Genomic DNA, 17,272 nt, shown 5'->3' on the forward strand with positions numbered 1-17,272 from the left:
GCGACATTCCGCAGGCTCCTGTCCTACATCCGCAATAACTGCGCGTGAACCGTCTCGCCGACCTCGAGCACGTTCGCCTCGTCGACGATACCCTCGTCGACCGCGAGGTCGACTGCCTTTTCGCCGACGATGTTGGCGACGGTCGCTCGAGCGAGACTGTTCGTGACCTCCTGCTCGCCGGCGTCGTCCCCGCCGTAAAACTCCTCGGTGACCGTCAGCGAGAACTCGCCGCTCTCGAACGTCTCCCCGAGGACCTCGCGGTCGCAGACGGCGACGAGCAACCCCTCCGGCGTTTCGCGTTCCGCGACGATCATGTCCCTCTCAGATGTCATCGCTACTCACGCTACTCCTGTAGCTGCTGGCGCTCTTCGACGAGTCGCTCTTCGGCGTTCTCGCGCATTTCGTTGGCCTCCTCGGCGATCTCCTCGGCCTCGTCGTACTCGCCGAGCTCCTCGAGAATCCGCGCTTTTTCCTCTAGAACTTGCGCGTTTCGGAGTCCGAGTCGAATCGCGTTGTCGATGCAATTGTGTGCCTCCTCGGCGAGGCCGCGTTCCGCGAGGAAAAACGCCCGATTGAACCAGGCCTGGGCGAACCGCTCGTCGATCTCGACGGCGCGTTCGGCGTGCTCGAGCGCCTGTGCGGTCTCGCCGAACTCCCAGAGCGCGTACGCGAGGTTCGTCTCCGCGCTCGCGGCGTGTTCGCTCGAGTCGTCGATGCGAAGGGCCTCCTGGTGTGCGCCGATCGCCTGATCGTACTCCTCGAGTTCGGCGTGGGCCACGCCCTTGTTCACCCACGCCTCCTGCTCGACGAGGTCGTCCTCGGCGAAGTTGGCCGCCCGTTCGAAGGCTTCGGTCGCCTGCTCGTGGCGATTGATCCGCATGTAGCTTAGCCCTACCTCGAGCAGTTCTTCTGCGTCGACCTCGTCGCTCCCGATATTTCGCTCGTCCAGCAGATCCGTAACGGCGCGGGAGTCGACCGGGTCGACCTTCGTCGGATCGACGCCGAGTTCCGGCGGATCGAGATCGAACTCCTCGTACGACTGATCGATCCCCTCCCCCTCGGAGAACTGGTGTTCGTCCTCTCGCTCGTCCTCTCGTTCGGTCATTAGTATTTTTTGGCGGCGAGGACTGTTAAGACCTGCGACCGACTAGAGTCGGTGGTTTGCTGCCTGCCTTCCGTGGTCCGTTGTCTCGCTCTTCGATCGGTGGCTCCCCGCACTTCGGCCTCCGCTGTTCCCGTTGGTAGTCCGCTGTCTCTCGAGCGGCTTGGTTCTCCCGTCCGTTGAATACCGTCGCGCTCGAATCACCGCCCATGCGACTGTTCGTCAGCGTCGACCTCCCCGAGGACCTCGCAGAACCGATCGCAGACCTCCAGGCGACGCTCGAGGACGCAAGCGGATTGAAACTCGTCGATCCCACGCAGGCCCACATCACGCTCACATTCCTCGGCGACGTCGCCGAGGCTCGAGTGCCGGCACTCGAGTCCGAACTCGAAGCTGCCGTCGCGGATGCGGATCTCGACCCGTTTCCCGCCCGATTCGGCGGGCTCGGCGTCTTTCCGGACCTCGAGTACATCACCGTCGTCTGGCTCGGCGTCGAAACCGGCGGGGAGCAACTTCGACAGTTACACGAGGCGATCGAAGCCAAAACGACGGCGATGGGCTTCGAGGCAGCGGAACACGACTTCACGCCACACGTCACCCTCGCCCGGATGGAACACGCCGGCGGAAAGGACCTCGTTCAGCGCGTTGTCAGCAATCGCGATCCGACCGTTGGAGAAACGCGCGTCGAGTCGGTTCGCTTGACCGAGAGCACGCTCGAGACTGATGGTCCCGTGTATTCGACGGTGCGACGAATACCGCTGCGGTAACCGATCTGTTCGTCCGAACCCGTTTAGCTCGCGAACTCGACCCGTCTCGTCGGTGATCGTCTTTCGAACGTGTGCGGGAGCGCAAGCGCGTCTTTGATTACCGTCGCCAGTTTAGGTCGCGTATGGATCCGGCGGTCTTACGAGAGGATATGGTCGACGGACTCGAGTCCCCGGCCAAAGGAATCCTCACCGACGAGGATATCGGCGTCGCGATGCGTGACGTCTCTCGCCACGAGTTCTTCGACGACGAGCGATTGGCCTACGCCGACCGGGATACCGACTGCCTCGGAACGCGCGTCCTCGCACCCAGCGTGGCCGCTCGCTTGTTGCAGTTCCTTTCGCCGACCGCCGACGACGACGTTTTGATCGTCGGTGCCGGCGTGGGCTACACGGCGGCCGTCGCCGCCGAACTCGTCGGCGAGGCGAACGTCCACGCCATCGATATCGCTAGACCGATCGTCTACGAAGCGCGAGCGAACCTCGAGAACGCCGGATACGACGGCATTCTCGTCGACTGCGCCGACGGCGCGTCCGGACTGCCGGAGTACGCCCCGTTCGATCGCATCCTCCTCGAAGCGACCGCGATAGCGCCGCCGGAGGCGCTCGTCCGCCAGTTGGCCGACGGCGGTCGATTGGTGTACCCGCGAGGCGGCCATCCACAGCGACTGACGGCAGTTGCGCCGGACGGCACCGCGACCGCGGTCGAACGCGGTGTCGTCTCGTTCGATCCGCTGTTAGTCGAGGGTGAACAGTCCGGGGCCGTCGAACGAAACCGGACCGCTCGAGAGGACCGCGAGCATGCGGTCCGGCACGCACAGTCACGGCGGGGCTGGGAACAGGAGTGGATCGAATGGGAGGGAACGATCAGCTCTCGGTCACGATAATCTCGTTGTTGCCCTGTTCGTCCACGTAGTCGGTGCTCGTCGGCGGGTGGACGTCGATCTCGAGCGTTCCCGTTCCCTGTCCCTGTCTGATTTCGGGCTCGAGATCGACCGAAGCGATCCCGTCGCTATCCGTTTCCGCGTCTTCGGTTTCGGTTATCGATGCGCTCCCGCTCGAGACGATGACGGTTGCGTCTTCGACCTCGTTTCCGTCGTCGCCGACCACGGTGATGTTGACCTCTTCTTGGGTTTCGGCGGGAACCGTCGTCGGCTCTATCTCGACGTCGACTTCGGTCTGTGAGAGCGTTCCGATGCCGCTGAGCATGTTCATCATAATTCCGAGGCAGGCGACGCCGACGACGAGCGCGATGACGAGTCGAATCGGGAGTCCTTCGATCGCTCGCTCGTCCTCGTGAAATCCTCCGGGAGTTCGCATACGGCGTTTGGCCGACCCCTCGTATATAAACTCCCGTCCGAAATCCGTATTCGGGTTATCCCGTTGCTCGTAACGCTCGTTCGATCGGCCCGCTTCCTATCGGTTTCCAAAATGTAGACCGCTCGAGAGAGCAAAATAGCTACTCACGGGGTTAAATTGTGAAAAGCGCCCGAGGCGGGATTTGAACCACAGTCGTTTCGCTCACTGGTTCAAACCCTTCATGCCGCTTTTCACAATGTAGGTGTTCGCAACACAGCAAGCTGGTTGCTCACGAGTTTGAATTGTGAGAAAGCGCCCGAGGCGGGATTTGAACCCGCGTCACAACCGTGACAGGGTTGTATGATGGGCCACTACACCACCCGGGCACCCTGCATCAGTTCGTTTCCCGGTGACGGTATTAAGGCTTTCCAATCGATGGCTGCGTGGGAACCCGAACCGGGGAGACCACTCGAGCGGATAGCAGGATTTTGCGACGGCCATCGATCGCCGCTATGTTCGAATTGTGTACGGGCTGTCTTGGATCGATTGTGTCTCGAACTCGTTGTAGACTTCGTGCACGTGGGTCGTTCGATTCTCGGGAACTTCCTCGAGTCGGGATGTATACCCGAACTCGTGACGTAGCGTCAGTAGAAAGCGCCCGAGGCGGGATTTGAACCACGGTCGCTTCGCTCACTCTGTTCGCTTCACTCCCTGATTCAAATCCCTGTTTGGGTTTTCCGCCGTTCAGTCTTCGCTCGTCGCAACCGCTCCTCGCTCAGAAATTGAACGGCGGAAAACGCCCGAGGCGGGATTTGAACCCGCGTCACAACCGTGACAGGGTTGTATGATGGGCCACTACACCACCCGGGCACCCTGCATCCATCCATTTCGTGGTGGCACTCTTAAGGATTCTCACTCGAGCGTCGTGTGGTACTTCTCACCGGGGAAAGCTCTCGCCGGCTAAACATAACTCGTGTATTACACTTCCCATAAGGGATTTAACTGATAACGGGGTATTTTACAATGTGAACGGATGCTCCGGTCAGGTTGGGCCGGCCGGATAGCGCTACGCTTGCGTCCGACTTAGAAACGCTTAACTTCCTCCCGCCGATACGTTACTGTAGTATCTCGTGACAGCAGCTTCTCTCCCCATAGCCCAGCACAACCCATGGTAGACGTAAGCCAACACGAACTCGTTCCAGAGCACACCGTCCTCGAGGATGAGGTCCTCGACGAGGTGCTCGACGAGTACGACATCGACCGCACAGACTTACCGAAAATCAAACGCAACGATCCTGCACTGCCCGACGAGGCCGAGATCGGAGACGTAATCAAGATCGTTCGGGACTCTCGGACGACCGACCAGGCGGTAATTTACCGACTCGTGGTGGAATAAATGGCAACAGAACTTAACAGATCCAAACGACGGGACATTTCGCGCGAATATTTTTCGAAGGAACGGCTCGCAGAACACCACTACCGTTCGTTCAACTCCTTTCTCAACCGGGGGATGCAACGCGTCGTCGACGAGAAGGAGACGATCGATACGGACATCGGCGACAAGGAAGGCGAAGAACCGGTTCACGTCGAACTCGGTGATGTCCGCGTCGTCACGCCACGCGTTCGAGAAGCAGACGGTTCCGAGGAGCTGTTGTACCCGCAGGAGGCTCGACTCCGGAACATCACCTACTCCGCACCGGTCTTCATGGAGATGTCCATCGTCAAGGGCGAAGAGGGCGACCAGCGGGTCGTCGACTCCACGGAGACGAAGATCGGTCGAATGCCGGTCATGGTCGGCTCCGATAAGTGTAACATCGCGGGCTTTTCGGACCAGGAACTGATCGACATCGGTGAAGACCCCGCCGACCCTGGCGGCTACTTCATCGTCAACGGTTCCGAGCGCGTGCTCATGACCAGCGAGGACCTCGCACCGAACAAGATCCTCGCGGAGTACGACACCAAGTACGGCGACGAGATTCAGGTCGCCAAGACGTTCTCCCAGCGCCGTGGCTACCGCGCGCTCGTGCTGTGTGAACGCACTCGAGACGGCTTGCTCGAGGTCTCGTTCCCGTCCGTTTCGGGCTCGATCAACTTCGTCACGCTCGTTCGCGCGCTCGGACTCGAGTCAGACGAAGAGATCGTCCACAAGGTCTCGAACGACCCCGAGGTCGTCAAGTACATGCTCGAGAACCTGGAGGAAGCGGAGGTCCAGACCGAAGAGCAGGCGATCGAAGAACTCGGAAAACGCGTCGCCTCCGGCCAGGGCAAGAACTACCAGCTCAAACGGGCCAACTACGTCATCGACCGATACCTGCTCCCGCACCTCCACGAGGACGGCGTCGAGGAGGAGGACGTGCGAATCAACAAGGCACACTACCTCTGTCGGATGGCCGAGGCGTGTTTCGAACTCGCGCTCGACCGACGCGAATCCGACGACAAGGACCACTACGCGAACAAGCGCCTGAAGGTCAGCGGCGACCTGATGAAAGACCTGTTCCGGACGGCACTCAACAAGCTGGCCCGGGACGTGAAGTACCAGCTCGAGCGAGCTAACATGCGAAATCGTCAGCTGTCGGTCAACACCGTCGTTCGATCGGACGTGCTTACGGAACGACTCGAGCACCCGATCGCGACGGGTAACTGGGTCGGCGGCCGGTCGGGCGTCTCTCAGCTAGTCGATCGGACCGACTTCATGGGAGTTCTTTCCCACCTTCGCCGCCTGCGTTCGCCGCTCTCTCGCTCACAGCCACACTTCGAGGCGCGGGACTTACACGCGACCCAGTGGGGTCGCATCTGCCCCTCGGAGACGCCCGAGGGACCGAACTGCGGGCTCGTAAAGAACTTCGCACAGGCGATGGAACTCTCCCAGAACGTCGACGACGAGCAGGAACTCAAACGCGAACTGGCGTCGATGGGGGTAGAGGGCATTCCTGGCATCGAAGGTATCGAACGAACGACATCGCCGGCAGACGACTAATCACTAATGAGTAGCCAACAACGAGAAGCCAAGGTGTACGTGAACGGATCGCTGGTGGGGACCCACGACGATCCGCACGAACTTGCCGAACAGATCCGCGAAGCACGACGTCTCGGCGACGTCTCGGAGATGGTCAACGTCTCCGTCAAAGATCGCACGCGCGAAGTAATCATCAACGCCGACGCCGGACGAGCGCGACGACCGCTGCTGGTCGTCGAGGACGGTGAACCGCGAATCACCGACGAGGAGATCGAAGCGCTCCGCAACGACGAACTCGAGTTCGAGGACCTCGTCGCCCACGGCTACATCGAGTTCATCGACGCCGAGGAGGAAGAGGACATCTACGTTGCGGTCGACGAGGACGATCTCAACGAACGCCACACGCACCTCGAGATCGACCCGCAACTGATCTTCGGGATCGGTGCAGGGATGATTCCGTACCCGGAACACAACGCCTCTCCGCGTATTACGATGGGTGCGGGGATGGTCAAGCAGTCGCTGGGGCTGCCGTCGGCGAACTACCGAATTCGCCCGGACACGCGCCAGCACCTGCTGCACTACCCGCAGCTTTCGATGGTCAAGACCCAGACGACCGAGCAGATCGGCTTCGACGACCGACCCGCCGCACAGAACTTCGTCGTCGCCGTGATGAGTTACGAGGGGTTCAACATCGAGGACGCGCTGGTCATGAACAAAGCCAGCGTCGAGCGCGCGCTCGCTCGCTCGCATTTCTTCCGGACCTACGAGGGCGAGGAACGACGCTATCCCGGCGGACAGGAGGATCGATTCGAGATTCCTTCCCAGGATGTCCGCGGTGCTCGCGGCGAGGAAGCCTACACGCACTTAGACGAGGACGGACTGGTCAACCCCGAAACGGACGTCGACGAAAACAGCGTCCTGCTCGGGAAGACGAGTCCGCCGCGCTTCCTCGAGGAGCCGGACGACATGGGCGGTCTCTCGCCACAGAAACGCCGTGAGACCAGTGTTACGATGCGCTCGGGAGAGAGCGGCGTCGTCGACACGGTCACGCTGATGGAAGGCGAGGACGGTTCGAAGCTCTCGAAGGTCTCCGTGCGCGACGAGCGGATCCCCGAACTCGGGGACAAGTTCGCCAGCCGACACGGCCAGAAGGGTGTCGTCGGCCACCTCGCACCGCAGGAGGACATGCCCTTTACCGAGGCGGGCGTCGTTCCCGACCTCGTGATTAATCCGCACGCACTGCCCTCGCGGATGACCGTCGGGCACATCCTCGAGATGATCGGCGGCAAACTCGGCGCGATGGAAGGGCGTCGCGTCGACGGGACGCCGTTCCTCGGCGAGGACGAAGACGAACTTCGGGGCGGTCTCGAAGAGTCCGGCTTCGAATCGTCGGGCAAGGAGACGATGTATTCGGGCGTCACGGGAGAGAAAATCGAGGCCGAGATTTTCGTCGGAATCATCTTCTACCAGAAGCTCTACCACATGGTCTCGAACAAGCTGCACGCTCGCTCTCGCGGGCCGGTGCAGGTTCTCACCCGCCAGCCGACCGAGGGTCGCGCCCGCGAAGGCGGACTCCGTATTGGAGAGATGGAGCGGGACGTTTTCATCGGCCACGGCGCGGCCATGACGCTCAAAGAGCGGCTCCTCGACGAGTCCGACCGCGAGTTCATCAACGTCTGCGGACAGTGTGGAATGAGCGCAGTCGAGAACGTCGAGCAGCGTCGGGTCTATTGCCCGAACTGCGACGAGGAGACCGACATCCACGAAATCGAGATGAGCTACGCGTTCAAGCTCCTCTTAGACGAGATGAAGGCGCTGGGTATCGCACCACGACTGGAACTAGTAGACGCCGTCTAACCCATGCAAAACAGCACACCAAAAGACATCGGATCGATAAACTTCGGGCTCATGGAGCCCGAGGAGTATCGGGAGATGAGCGCGACGAAGATCATCACCGCCGACACGTACGACGACGACGGGTTCCCCATCGACATGGGGCTGATGGACCCGCGACTGGGCGTCATCGACCCCGGTCTCGAGTGCAAGACCTGCGGGAAACACTCCGGATCGTGTAACGGCCACTTCGGACATATCGAACTGGCAGCGCCGGTCATCCACGTCGGCTTTACCAAACTCATTCGACGGCTCCTTCGCGGGACCTGTCGGGAGTGTTCGAAGCTCCTGTTGACCGAGGACGAACGCGACGAGTTCCGCGACGATATCACGGAGTCGCGAAAACTCGGACGGGACTTAAACGACGTCACCAAGGCAGCGATTCGTCAGGCGCGAAAGAAGGATCGCTGTCCCCACTGTGGCGAAATCCAGTACGACATCGACCACGAGAAGCCGACGACCTACTACGAGGTCCAGCAGGTTCTCACCAGCGAGTTCTCCCAGCGGATCGCGGGAGCGATGCAGGGCGACGAAGAGGAAGGCATCGAGCGAACGACGCCCGACGAACTCGCCGAGAAGACCGACATCGAAATCACTCGAGTCAACGAAATCCTTTCGGGGTCGTTCCGCCCGCGCGAGAGCCAGCGCAAGGCCATCGAGAAGGCCCTGGACATTGACCTCACCGAGGAGGATACGAACAAACTGATGCCGAGCGACATCCGGGACTGGTTCGAGAACATTCCCGACGAGGATATTCAGGTACTAGGAATCGACGCCGACCGCTCCCGACCGGAGTGGATGATCCTCACCGTGTTGCCGGTTCCGCCCGTGACGGCGCGACCGTCGATTACGCTGGATAACGGTCAGCGGAGCGAGGACGACCTCACGCACAAGCTCGTGGACATCATCCGGATCAACCAGCGATTCATGGAGAATCGCGAGGCCGGCGCGCCACAGCTGATCATCGAGGACCTCTGGGAACTGCTCCAGTACCACGTCACGACGTTCATGGACAACGAGATTTCGGGAACGCCGCCGGCTCGTCACCGATCGGGTCGCCCGCTCAAGACACTCAGCCAGCGGCTGAAAGGCAAGGAGGGTCGATTCCGCGGCTCGCTCTCGGGCAAGCGCGTGAACTTCTCCGCCCGAACCGTTATCTCGCCCGACCCGACCCTCTCGCTCAACGAGGTCGGCGTTCCGGATCGGGTTGCCTCGGAGATGACCCAGACGATGCTCGTCACCGAGCGAAACGTCGAAGAGGCCAGACGGTACGTCGCGAACGGACCGAACACGCACCCCGGTGCGAACTACGTTCGTCGCCCCGACGGTCGCCGCCTCAAGGTCACGGAGAAAAACTGTGAGGCACTCGCTGGAATGACCGAAGAGTCCGATGCGGAAGGCATCCAGACGGTCGGCCCGGGCTGGGAGGTCAACCGGCACCTCATCGACGGCGACATCATCATCTTCAACCGGCAGCCGTCGCTGCACCGGATGTCGATCATGGCCCACGAGGTCGTGGTCATGCCGTACAAGACGTTCCGTCTCAACACCGTCGTCTGTCCGCCGTACAACGCCGACTTCGACGGCGACGAGATGAACATGCACGCGCTGCAAAACGAGGAGGCTCGAGCGGAGGCCCGGGTCCTCATGCGCGTGCAAGAACAGATCCTCTCGCCGCGCTTCGGTGAGAACATCATCGGCGCGATCCAGGACCACATCTCGGGAACGTACCTGCTCACCCACGACAATCCACGGTTCAACGAGACGCAGGCGCTCGACTTGCTCCGTGCGACGCGGATCGACGAACTGCCCGAACCCAGCGGCATCGACGACGAGGGAGAGCCGTTCTGGACCGGACGCGACGTCTTCTCCGAACTGCTCCCGGACGATCTCGATCTCGAGTTCATCGGAACGATCGGCGAGGACGTGATCATCGAGGACGGACAGCTCGTTGAGGGCACCATCGCCGAAGACGAGGTCGGCGAGTTCGGCGGCGAGATCGTCGATACGATCACGAAGCAGTACGGAAACACCCGCTCTCGCGTCTTCATCAACGAAATTTCGACGCTGGCGATGCGTGCGATCATGCACTTCGGGTTCTCGATCGGGATCGACGACGAGACCATCCCCTCGGAGGCTCAAGACCGCATTGACGAGACGATTCTCGATGCGAACGACCGCGTCGAGGAACTCATCGACGCTTACGACGCGGGCGAACTCGAGAGCCTGCCCGGCCGGACGATCGACGAGACCCTCGAGATGAAGATCATGCAGACGCTCTCGCGGGCGCGTGACAACGCGGGTAACATCGCGGAGGAACACTTTAACGAGGATAACCCCGCGGTCGTCATGGCCGAATCCGGAGCGCGTGGCTCGATGCTTAACCTGACCCAGATGGCCGGCTGTGTCGGTCAGCAGGCAGTTCGGGGAGAGCGTATCAACCGCGGCTACGAAGACCGGACCCTCTCGCACTACGAACCGAACGACCTCTCCGCGGAGGCCCACGGGTTCGTCGAAAACTCTTACACGAGCGGACTGACTCCGCGGGAGTTCTTCTTCCACGCGATGGGTGGCCGCGAGGGGCTGGTCGATACGGCAGTCCGGACCTCGAAGTCCGGATACCTCCAGCGCCGATTGATCAACGCCCTCTCGGAACTCGAGACCCAGTACGACGGAACCGTTCGCGACACGAGCGATACGATCGTCCAGTTCGAGTTCGGCGAGGACGGCACTTCGCCGGTCAAGGTCGGCTCCGACGAGGAACACGTTGTGGACGTCGAAGGGATCGCCGATCGCATCGTTGAAGCCGAGTTCGAGGACGACGCCGAGAAGGCGGCGTTCATCGGGCCGAAGCAGGAGACGACGAACCTCTCCGAGCACGCGGACAGTCGTCGACTGCCCGACGGCGCGGAGGTGAGCTCCGATGACTGAGATCACCTACGACGTGAGCGAGGATACGATCGTGCTCGTCGAGGATTCGGACCTACCGCGACGGCTCAAAGACAACGTCTACGAGACGATCGAGGCTCGAGACGCGCTCACGAACGAGCAGATCAACGACATCGTCACAGCAGTCGAGAACAAGTACGTCGATACGCGAGTCGATCCGCTCGACCCCGTCGGTACGGTCTCCGCACAATCGATCGGCGAACCCGGAACGCAGCTAACGATGAACACGTTCCACTACGCCGGTGTCGCAGAGATCGACGTGACCCAGGGCCTGCCACGGCTCATCGAACTGGTCGACGCCCGGAAGACGCCGGATACGCCGATGATGACGGTGTACCTCGAGGACGAGTACGCCACGGAGCGAGAGAAGGCCCACGAGGTCGTCTGGAAGCTCGAGGCGACGAAGATCCTCGCGCTCGGTGACGTATCGACGAACGTCGCGGATATGCGCGTCCAGATCTCGCTGAACAAGGATACCCTCGAAGAGCGGATGATCACGGCCGAAGAGGTCGCAGAGATCATCGAGGATAACCTCGGCGTGAAGACGGTTCAGCAGGGAACGACGATCGAATTCGGTCCCGAAGAGCCCTCTTACCGCGACCTCTTGCAGCTCGTCGAAGAGCTTCGAGACATTACGTTCAAAGGCATCGAAGAGGTTTCCCGCGTCGTCATCCGCCGCGAAGAACTCGACGACGGCAGCGAGGAGTTCATCCTCTACACCGAGGGATCGGCCTTCGGCGACGCGCTCGCGATCGAGGGCGTCGACGCATCGCGGACGAAGTGTAACAATATTCACGAGATTCACCGAAACCTCGGCATCGAGGCCGCTCGTGAGACGATCATCGAGGAGACGAACAACACCCTGGCCGAGCAGGGTCTCGACGACGTGAACGTTCGCCACCTAATGCTCGTCGCCGACATGATGACCAACGAGGGAACGATCGAGTCGATCGGTCGGCACGGCATCTCCGGATCGAAAGATTCCGTCCTCGCTCGAGCGGCGTTCGAGGTTACGGTCAACCACCTCCTGAACGCGGCGATTCACGGCGAGATCGACAAACTTGACGGCGTCACGGAGAACGTCATCGTCGGCAAACCGATCAAGCTCGGCACCGGAGACGTCGACCTGCGGATGGGATCGACCGGGCCGAGTAGCCAGGCCGACTGATGGGCGTTACCCTCGAGGACGAGGCACGTCGGTACCTCGCGGTCTTCGAAGACGTGACGGGGACGACGGGGCAGGATTGTCTCGTCAACGATGACAAACTGCTGATCGTCGTCGAAAGCGGCGAGATGGGCGAGGCGATCGGCCCCGGCGGACAGAACGTTACGCAGTTCGAAGAGCGGGTCGACAAATCCGTTCGACTCGTCGAGGACGCAGACGATCCCGAGGCCTTCGTCGCGAACGCGCTGGCGCCCGCGTCGGTGTACAACGTGACCATCAGCCAAAACGACGACCTCGTCGCCTACGTCGAGGTTGCAGACCAAGACCGCGGCGTCGCGATCGGGTCGAACGGCGAAACAATCGAACGGGCGCGGACGTTGGCGGCTCGTCACTTCGGGTTCGATGACGTACAACTACTGTGACGATATCCGCGATTTTTCGCGAGCGGTTGTGCACTTTCCCACTGAGCGACCGCTACACACACTCGTTGCCAATTGATCGACGATCCGATCGCAACTCGTGATCGCACTGAATCGCTCGAGAGGGGACCGCCTGTACTTACAGACCGCGTGCTCTCCGTACAGTTCGAACCCCGAAACGCGCTCAGAATCCTCGAGGGGGGTACGTCGAGCGTTCTCGCGGCGTAACGCCGACTCCAAAGGGGGATGCTTAAGTGCCTCCGTCGGATAGCGACGTGCATGGCAAACGGCAAATATGCCGCGCGCAAGCTCAAGAAGGACCGCCAGAATCAGCGGTGGTCCGACTCTGACTACGCGCGCCGCGCACGTGGACTTCGAGAGAAGTCCGACCCGCTCGAGGGTGCCCCGCAGGCTCGCGGGATCGTCCTCGAGAAGGTTGGTATCGAGGCGAAACAGCCCAACTCGGCGATCCGAAAGTGCGTCCGGGTCCAACTCATCAAGAACGGCAAGCAGGTCACCGCGTTCTGTCCCGGTGACGGTGCAATCAGCTTCATCGATGAGCACGACGAAGTGACCATCGCCGGTATCGGTGGCGCGAAGGGTCGTGCGATGGGTGACCTCTCGGGTGTCAACTACAAGGTCGACAAGGTCAACGGCGTCGCCATGAAGGAACTCGTTCGCGGAAACGCGGAGAAACCGGTGCGATAATCATGGCCGCAGAAGACCAACCAGATCCGGACGCCCCCGCCGGCGGTACCGATGTCTCGGCGCAACTGTTCGGCAAGTGGGACGTTACCGAGATCGAGTACGGCGACCCCTCGACGGAACGATACATCAACGCGACCCCGGTCGCTCACACCGCGGGCCGTCACGCGAGCAAACAGTTCCAGAAGTCCCAGATCTCGATCGTCGAGCGCTTCATCAATCGGTTGATGCAGACCGAGGAGAACACGGGCAAGAAACAGCAGACGCTGAATCTCGTTCGTGACGCCTTCGATATCGTCCACGAGCGCACCGAGGAGAATCCGGTGCAAGTGCTCGTCTCGGCCGTCGAAAACGCCGCGCCTCGAGAGGAGACCGTCCGCCTGAAATACGGTGGCATCTCCGTTCCGAAGGCGGTCGATGTCGCACCGCAGCGCCGTGTCGACCAGGCGCTGAAGTTCATCGCAGACGGCGTTCAGAGCAACTCCTTCAAGACGCCGACGCCCGCTGAGGAGGCGATCGCGAGCCAACTCATCGGCGCTGCAGACTACGACGTCCAGACGTACGCGATCAGTCAGAAAGAAGAAAAAGAGCGCGTCGCGGCCGCCGCCCGCTAACGCTCGGATCGATCTTTTCGATTTTTCACGTCACATAGCTGGCGCTCTCGAGTTAGCTCCGATCGATCTTCGCGAGCAAGTCGTCTCCGCGGATCGGTTGTGCAGACGTCGAATTACTCTGCTGCCATCCGCTCGTCGCCGACGTAGGATCGAGTCGCGTCCACCAAAACCTGCTTGTATGTACTCGAGTCGGGTTCCTCGGCGAGTTCGCGAAAGCGCTGTCTGAATCCCTCGAAATCGACTCCCGGCGCGTCCATCGCGGCGGCGTGGGCGAGGTCGTACAGTCGGTGATCGGCCTCGAGGAGGTCGTGGCGCTCACCAAGTGCCAGCGCAAAGGCCGCGTTCACGGCCGTGATTTCGGGGTCCGCACTCGGCGAGATTCTCTCGAGGCCGGGTCTCGAGGGTGGGTTCGGCCGATCCGCGACCGCCGTCGCGAGCGAGGACTCGAGGAAGGCCAGCAGCTTCTTTCCGGGACCCACAGAGAGGGTGATATCGTCGGCGTAGATGTCTTTCATGTGATTTGCAATCTGGTAGCAGTGAGCGAGTTGTCGTCGCTCGACACGTTTGCCTCCGAGTGCAAGATAGAGTACCTCATCGATCGACTGGGTGTGTGAGGGGTGGGCTTGCTCGTGGCGGGCCATGTGGGCGAACTCGTGGAGGGCGAGTTCGCTGGCCATCGCGCTCGAGGCGGCCTGTCTCGAGATGTTCAACACGTGGTAGTCGTCGTAGTGGGCGGCCCAGGTGCGTTCGTCGGGGTCGTCCTTGAGGCGAACGGTGACTGGCAGCGAGAGGTCGTGTTCGGTTTCGAAGCGGTCTTGGGCGCTGAGAAAGGGAGCGGCAGGGCCCGATCCGTGAACGCGGATATCCATGGGTACCAATAGCAAGGGCTGGCCGTGTATGTCTGTTTCGCCCGTTCGGTACCAATGGCTACCGTTCGATTCGACCGGGGTGGGATCCGAAGTAGAATCACAAAACTGTTCGTGCATGACATTCACTCACTAAAATGAGGGATTCACGCTATCCAGCGGGTTACTGTCTCGATTTCCGACGCCAGCGAAACACTACCCTTTTGACCCCGCTGCCGGTAAAGGTGGATATATGGGCCGACGCAAGAAGATCGTACAGGAGTGTGAACGGCTGATGGATAACCCGGAGAACATCCGGAACATCGCCATCGCCGCTCACGTCGATCACGGAAAAACGACGCTCTCGGACAACCTGCTGGCCGGTGCCGGCATGATCTCCGACGATACAGCCGGTGAACAGCTCGCGATGGACACCGAAGAGGACGAGCAGGAACGTGGGATCACCATCGACGCGGCGAACGTCTCGATGACCCACGAGTACGAGGATACCAACCACCTGATCAACCTCATCGACACCCCAGGCCACGTCGACTTCGGTGGCGACGTAACCCGTGCGATGCGCGCCGTCGACGGTGCGCTCGTCGTCGTCGACGCCGTCGAGGGTGCCATGCCCCAGACCGAAACGGTCCTCCGGCAGGCGCTCCGTGAAGGCGTCAAACCGACGCTCTTTATCAACAAGGTCGACCGCCTCATTTCGGAACTGCAGGAAGGTCCCGAGGAGATGCAACAGCGTCTCGTCTCGGTCATCAACGACGTCAACGAACTCATCCGCGGGATGACCCAGGACATGGACGACATCGAAGATTGGACGGTTTCCGTCGAAGACGGTACCGTCGGCTTCGGCTCTGCGCTGTACAAGTGGGGCGTCTCCATGCCCTCGATGCAGCGAACCGGGATGGACTTCGCCGAGATCATGGAGCTCGAGCAAAACGACAAACGACAGAAACTCCACGAGAAGACGCCCCTGTCGGACGTCGTGCTCGATATGGTCTGTGAGCACTTCCCGAACCCCGTCGACGCACAGCCTCGTCGTATCCCGCGCGTCTGGCGTGGCGACGCCGAATCCGAACTCGCAGAGCAGATGCGCCTCGTCGACGAGTCCGGCGAAGTCGTACTGATGGTTACCGACATCTCGATGGATCCACACGCCGGCGAAGTCGCCAGCGGTCGTGTCTTCTCGGGAACGCTCGAGAAGGGCCAGGAACTCTACGTCTCCGGTACTGCGGGCAAGAACCGCGTGCAGTCGGTCGGTATCTACATGGGTGGTGAACGCGAGGAAGTGGACTCCGTTCCGGCGGGGAACATCGCGGCCGTCACCGGCCTGCGAGACGCCATCGCCGGCTCGACCGTCTCGAGCGTCGAGATGACGCCGTTCGAATCGATCGAACACATCTCCGAGCCGGTCATCACGAAGAGCGTCGAGGCCCAGACGATGGACGACCTGCCGAAGCTGATCGAGACGCTGCGACAGGTCTCCAAGGAGGATCCGACGATCCAGATCACGATCAACGAGGACACGGGCGAGCACCTGATCTCCGGACAGGGCGAGCTCCACCTCGAGGTCATCACCCAGCGTATCGAGAAGAACCAGGGCATTCCGGTCAACACCGGTGAGCCGATCGTCGTCTACCGCGAGGCGATTCAGCAGCCGAGCGATCAGGTCGAGGGTATCTCGCCGAACCGCCACAACCGCTTTTACATCTCCGTCGAGCCGCTCACGGAGGATCTCGTCGACACGATCAAGATGGGCGAGGCGTCGATGGACATGCCTGAGCAAGAGCGCCGCGAAGCGCTGCAGGAAGCCGGCATGGACAAGGACGACTCCCAGATCGTCGAACACATCCACGGCTCGAACATCCTGCTCGATGCCACGAAGGGTATCCAGCACTTGAACGAGACGATGGAGCTGTTCATCGAGGGGCTCGAGGACGCGCTGGACAACGGTCCGCTCGCCAACGAGCCCGTCCAGGGGACGCTCATCCGCCTGCACGACGCGCGACTCCACGAGGACACGATCCACCGTGGTCCGGCACAGGTCATCCCAGCAACGCGAAACGCCGTCCACAAGGCGCTGATCGACGGCCAGATCAAAATGCTCGAGCCGATGCAGGACGTCCGTATCGACGTACCGAACGATCACATGGGTGCCGCCTCCGGCGAGATCCAGGGTCGTCGTGGCCGCGTCGACGACATGTACCAGGAAGGTGACCTCATGGTCGTCGAGGGTATCGCGCCCGTCGACGAGATGATCGGCTTCGCCTCCGACATCCGCTCTGCGACCGAGGGACGTGCCTCCTGGAACACCGAGAACGCAGGCTTCGAGGTTATGTCCGACTCGCTCCAGCGGGAGAAGGTTATGGAGATCCGCGAGCGCAAGGGCATGAAACTCGAGCTGCCGCCGGCGATCGAGTATATCTAAGCGGCACCGTTCGGCTGACTTTTTTCTTCTCACGACCGCGTTGCTCCGTTCCAGCGGTTGGGTTGGTCTTCAATTCGATTAGCTGGCTGAAGGGTACGTTACGATTTCAGATGGGCACTTT

Annotated in this window: 15 protein-coding genes and 2 tRNA genes; 11 read left to right on the forward strand and 6 right to left on the reverse strand. The window is 61.2% G+C overall.

Features of this window, described 5'->3' with window-relative positions; genetic code table 11:
- Window positions 1-23: 23 nt before the first annotated feature.
- Both HALLA_RS00405 and HALLA_RS00410 read right to left on the reverse strand, forming a co-directional pair.
- Window positions 24-314: a DUF424 domain-containing protein gene (locus HALLA_RS00405; protein ID WP_049951540.1), complete on the reverse strand. Its 291-nt coding sequence runs from the start codon at window positions 312-314 to the stop codon at window positions 24-26.
- A 29-nt stretch (window positions 315-343) separates the two neighbouring features.
- Complete coding sequence (locus tag HALLA_RS00410) at window positions 344-1,105, reverse strand: tetratricopeptide repeat protein (protein WP_084568867.1); 762 nt, start codon at window positions 1,103-1,105, stop codon at window positions 344-346.
- Window positions 1,106-1,311: 206 nt separating this feature from the next.
- Here HALLA_RS00410 and thpR point away from each other — a divergent pair, with 206 nt between their 5' ends.
- On the forward strand, window positions 1,312-1,869 hold the full coding sequence (gene thpR, locus HALLA_RS00415; protein WP_049951541.1) for an RNA 2',3'-cyclic phosphodiesterase: 558 nt from the start codon (window positions 1,312-1,314) through the stop codon (window positions 1,867-1,869).
- 122 nt (window positions 1,870-1,991) lie between these two features.
- Window positions 1,992-2,753 (forward strand): protein-L-isoaspartate O-methyltransferase family protein, encoded by a 762-nt coding sequence (locus HALLA_RS00420; RefSeq protein WP_049951542.1) that lies wholly within the window; start codon window positions 1,992-1,994, stop codon window positions 2,751-2,753.
- Here HALLA_RS00420 and HALLA_RS00425 read toward each other — a convergent pair.
- The 3 genes from HALLA_RS00425 to HALLA_RS00435 all read right to left on the reverse strand — a co-directional run bounded on the left by HALLA_RS00425 (window position 2,734) and on the right by HALLA_RS00435 (window position 4,035).
- Window positions 2,734-3,186 carry a DUF7382 domain-containing protein gene (locus tag HALLA_RS00425; RefSeq protein ID WP_049951543.1) on the reverse strand — a complete coding sequence of 151 codons (453 nt, stop codon included), beginning with the start codon at window positions 3,184-3,186 and terminating at the stop codon, window positions 2,734-2,736. The two genes, HALLA_RS00420 and HALLA_RS00425, sit on opposite strands and share 20 nt — an antisense overlap.
- Window positions 3,187-3,478: 292 nt before the next feature.
- Window positions 3,479-3,551, reverse strand: a tRNA-Asp gene (locus tag HALLA_RS00430).
- 411 nt (window positions 3,552-3,962) lie between these two features.
- Window positions 3,963-4,035, reverse strand: a tRNA-Asp gene (locus HALLA_RS00435).
- A 298-nt stretch (window positions 4,036-4,333) separates the two neighbouring features.
- Here HALLA_RS00435 and HALLA_RS00440 point away from each other — a divergent pair.
- The 8 genes from HALLA_RS00440 (at window position 4,334) to HALLA_RS00475 (ending at window position 13,866) form a co-directional block, all read left to right on the forward strand.
- Window positions 4,334-4,561: a DNA-directed RNA polymerase subunit H gene (locus tag HALLA_RS00440; RefSeq protein WP_049951544.1), complete on the forward strand. Its 228-nt coding sequence runs from the start codon at window positions 4,334-4,336 to the stop codon at window positions 4,559-4,561.
- Window positions 4,562-6,142 (forward strand): DNA-directed RNA polymerase subunit B'', encoded by a 1,581-nt coding sequence (locus HALLA_RS00445; protein WP_049951545.1) that lies wholly within the window; start codon window positions 4,562-4,564, stop codon window positions 6,140-6,142. It begins immediately after the preceding gene.
- A 6-nt stretch (window positions 6,143-6,148) separates the two neighbouring features.
- Window positions 6,149-7,978 (forward strand): DNA-directed RNA polymerase subunit B, encoded by a 1,830-nt coding sequence (gene rpoB / locus HALLA_RS00450; protein ID WP_049951546.1) that lies wholly within the window; start codon window positions 6,149-6,151, stop codon window positions 7,976-7,978.
- 3 nt (window positions 7,979-7,981) lie between these two features.
- Entirely contained in the window at window positions 7,982-10,945 is a 2,964-nt protein-coding gene (locus tag HALLA_RS00455; RefSeq protein WP_049951547.1) for a DNA-directed RNA polymerase subunit A', read from the forward strand.
- On the forward strand, window positions 10,938-12,131 hold the full coding sequence (rpoA2, locus tag HALLA_RS00460; RefSeq protein WP_049951548.1) for a DNA-directed RNA polymerase subunit A'': 1,194 nt from the start codon (window positions 10,938-10,940) through the stop codon (window positions 12,129-12,131). Before HALLA_RS00455 ends, rpoA2 begins: the two co-directional genes overlap by 8 nt.
- A complete protein-coding gene (locus HALLA_RS00465) occupies window positions 12,131-12,550 on the forward strand; it encodes a NusA-like transcription termination signal-binding factor (RefSeq protein WP_049951549.1) in 420 nt (139 codons plus the stop codon). The genes rpoA2 and HALLA_RS00465 overlap by 1 nt, the downstream gene beginning before the upstream one ends.
- A 276-nt stretch (window positions 12,551-12,826) precedes the next feature.
- A complete protein-coding gene (locus tag HALLA_RS00470; RefSeq protein ID WP_049951550.1) occupies window positions 12,827-13,255 on the forward strand; it encodes a 30S ribosomal protein S12 in 429 nt (142 codons plus the stop codon).
- Between the two features lie 2 nt (window positions 13,256-13,257).
- Window positions 13,258-13,866 carry a 30S ribosomal protein S7 gene (locus tag HALLA_RS00475; protein WP_049951551.1) on the forward strand — a complete coding sequence of 203 codons (609 nt, stop codon included), beginning with the start codon at window positions 13,258-13,260 and terminating at the stop codon, window positions 13,864-13,866.
- A gap of 113 nt (window positions 13,867-13,979) precedes the next feature.
- Here the strand turns inward: HALLA_RS00475 and HALLA_RS00480 are convergent, their stop codons facing one another.
- The gene (locus HALLA_RS00480; protein ID WP_049951552.1) at window positions 13,980-14,735 is read right to left on the reverse strand and encodes a DUF5781 family protein; all 756 of its coding nucleotides are present in this window, start codon (window positions 14,733-14,735) and stop codon (window positions 13,980-13,982) included.
- 229 nt (window positions 14,736-14,964) lie between these two features.
- Here HALLA_RS00480 and HALLA_RS00485 point away from each other — a divergent pair, with 229 nt between their 5' ends.
- The gene (locus tag HALLA_RS00485) at window positions 14,965-17,151 is read left to right on the forward strand and encodes an elongation factor EF-2 (RefSeq protein ID WP_049951553.1); all 2,187 of its coding nucleotides are present in this window, start codon (window positions 14,965-14,967) and stop codon (window positions 17,149-17,151) included.
- Window positions 17,152-17,272: the final 121 nt, after the last annotated feature.

The sequence above is a fragment of the Halostagnicola larsenii XH-48 genome (genome assembly GCF_000517625.1).
Taxonomy (GTDB): domain Archaea; phylum Halobacteriota; class Halobacteria; order Halobacteriales; family Natrialbaceae; genus Halostagnicola; species Halostagnicola larsenii.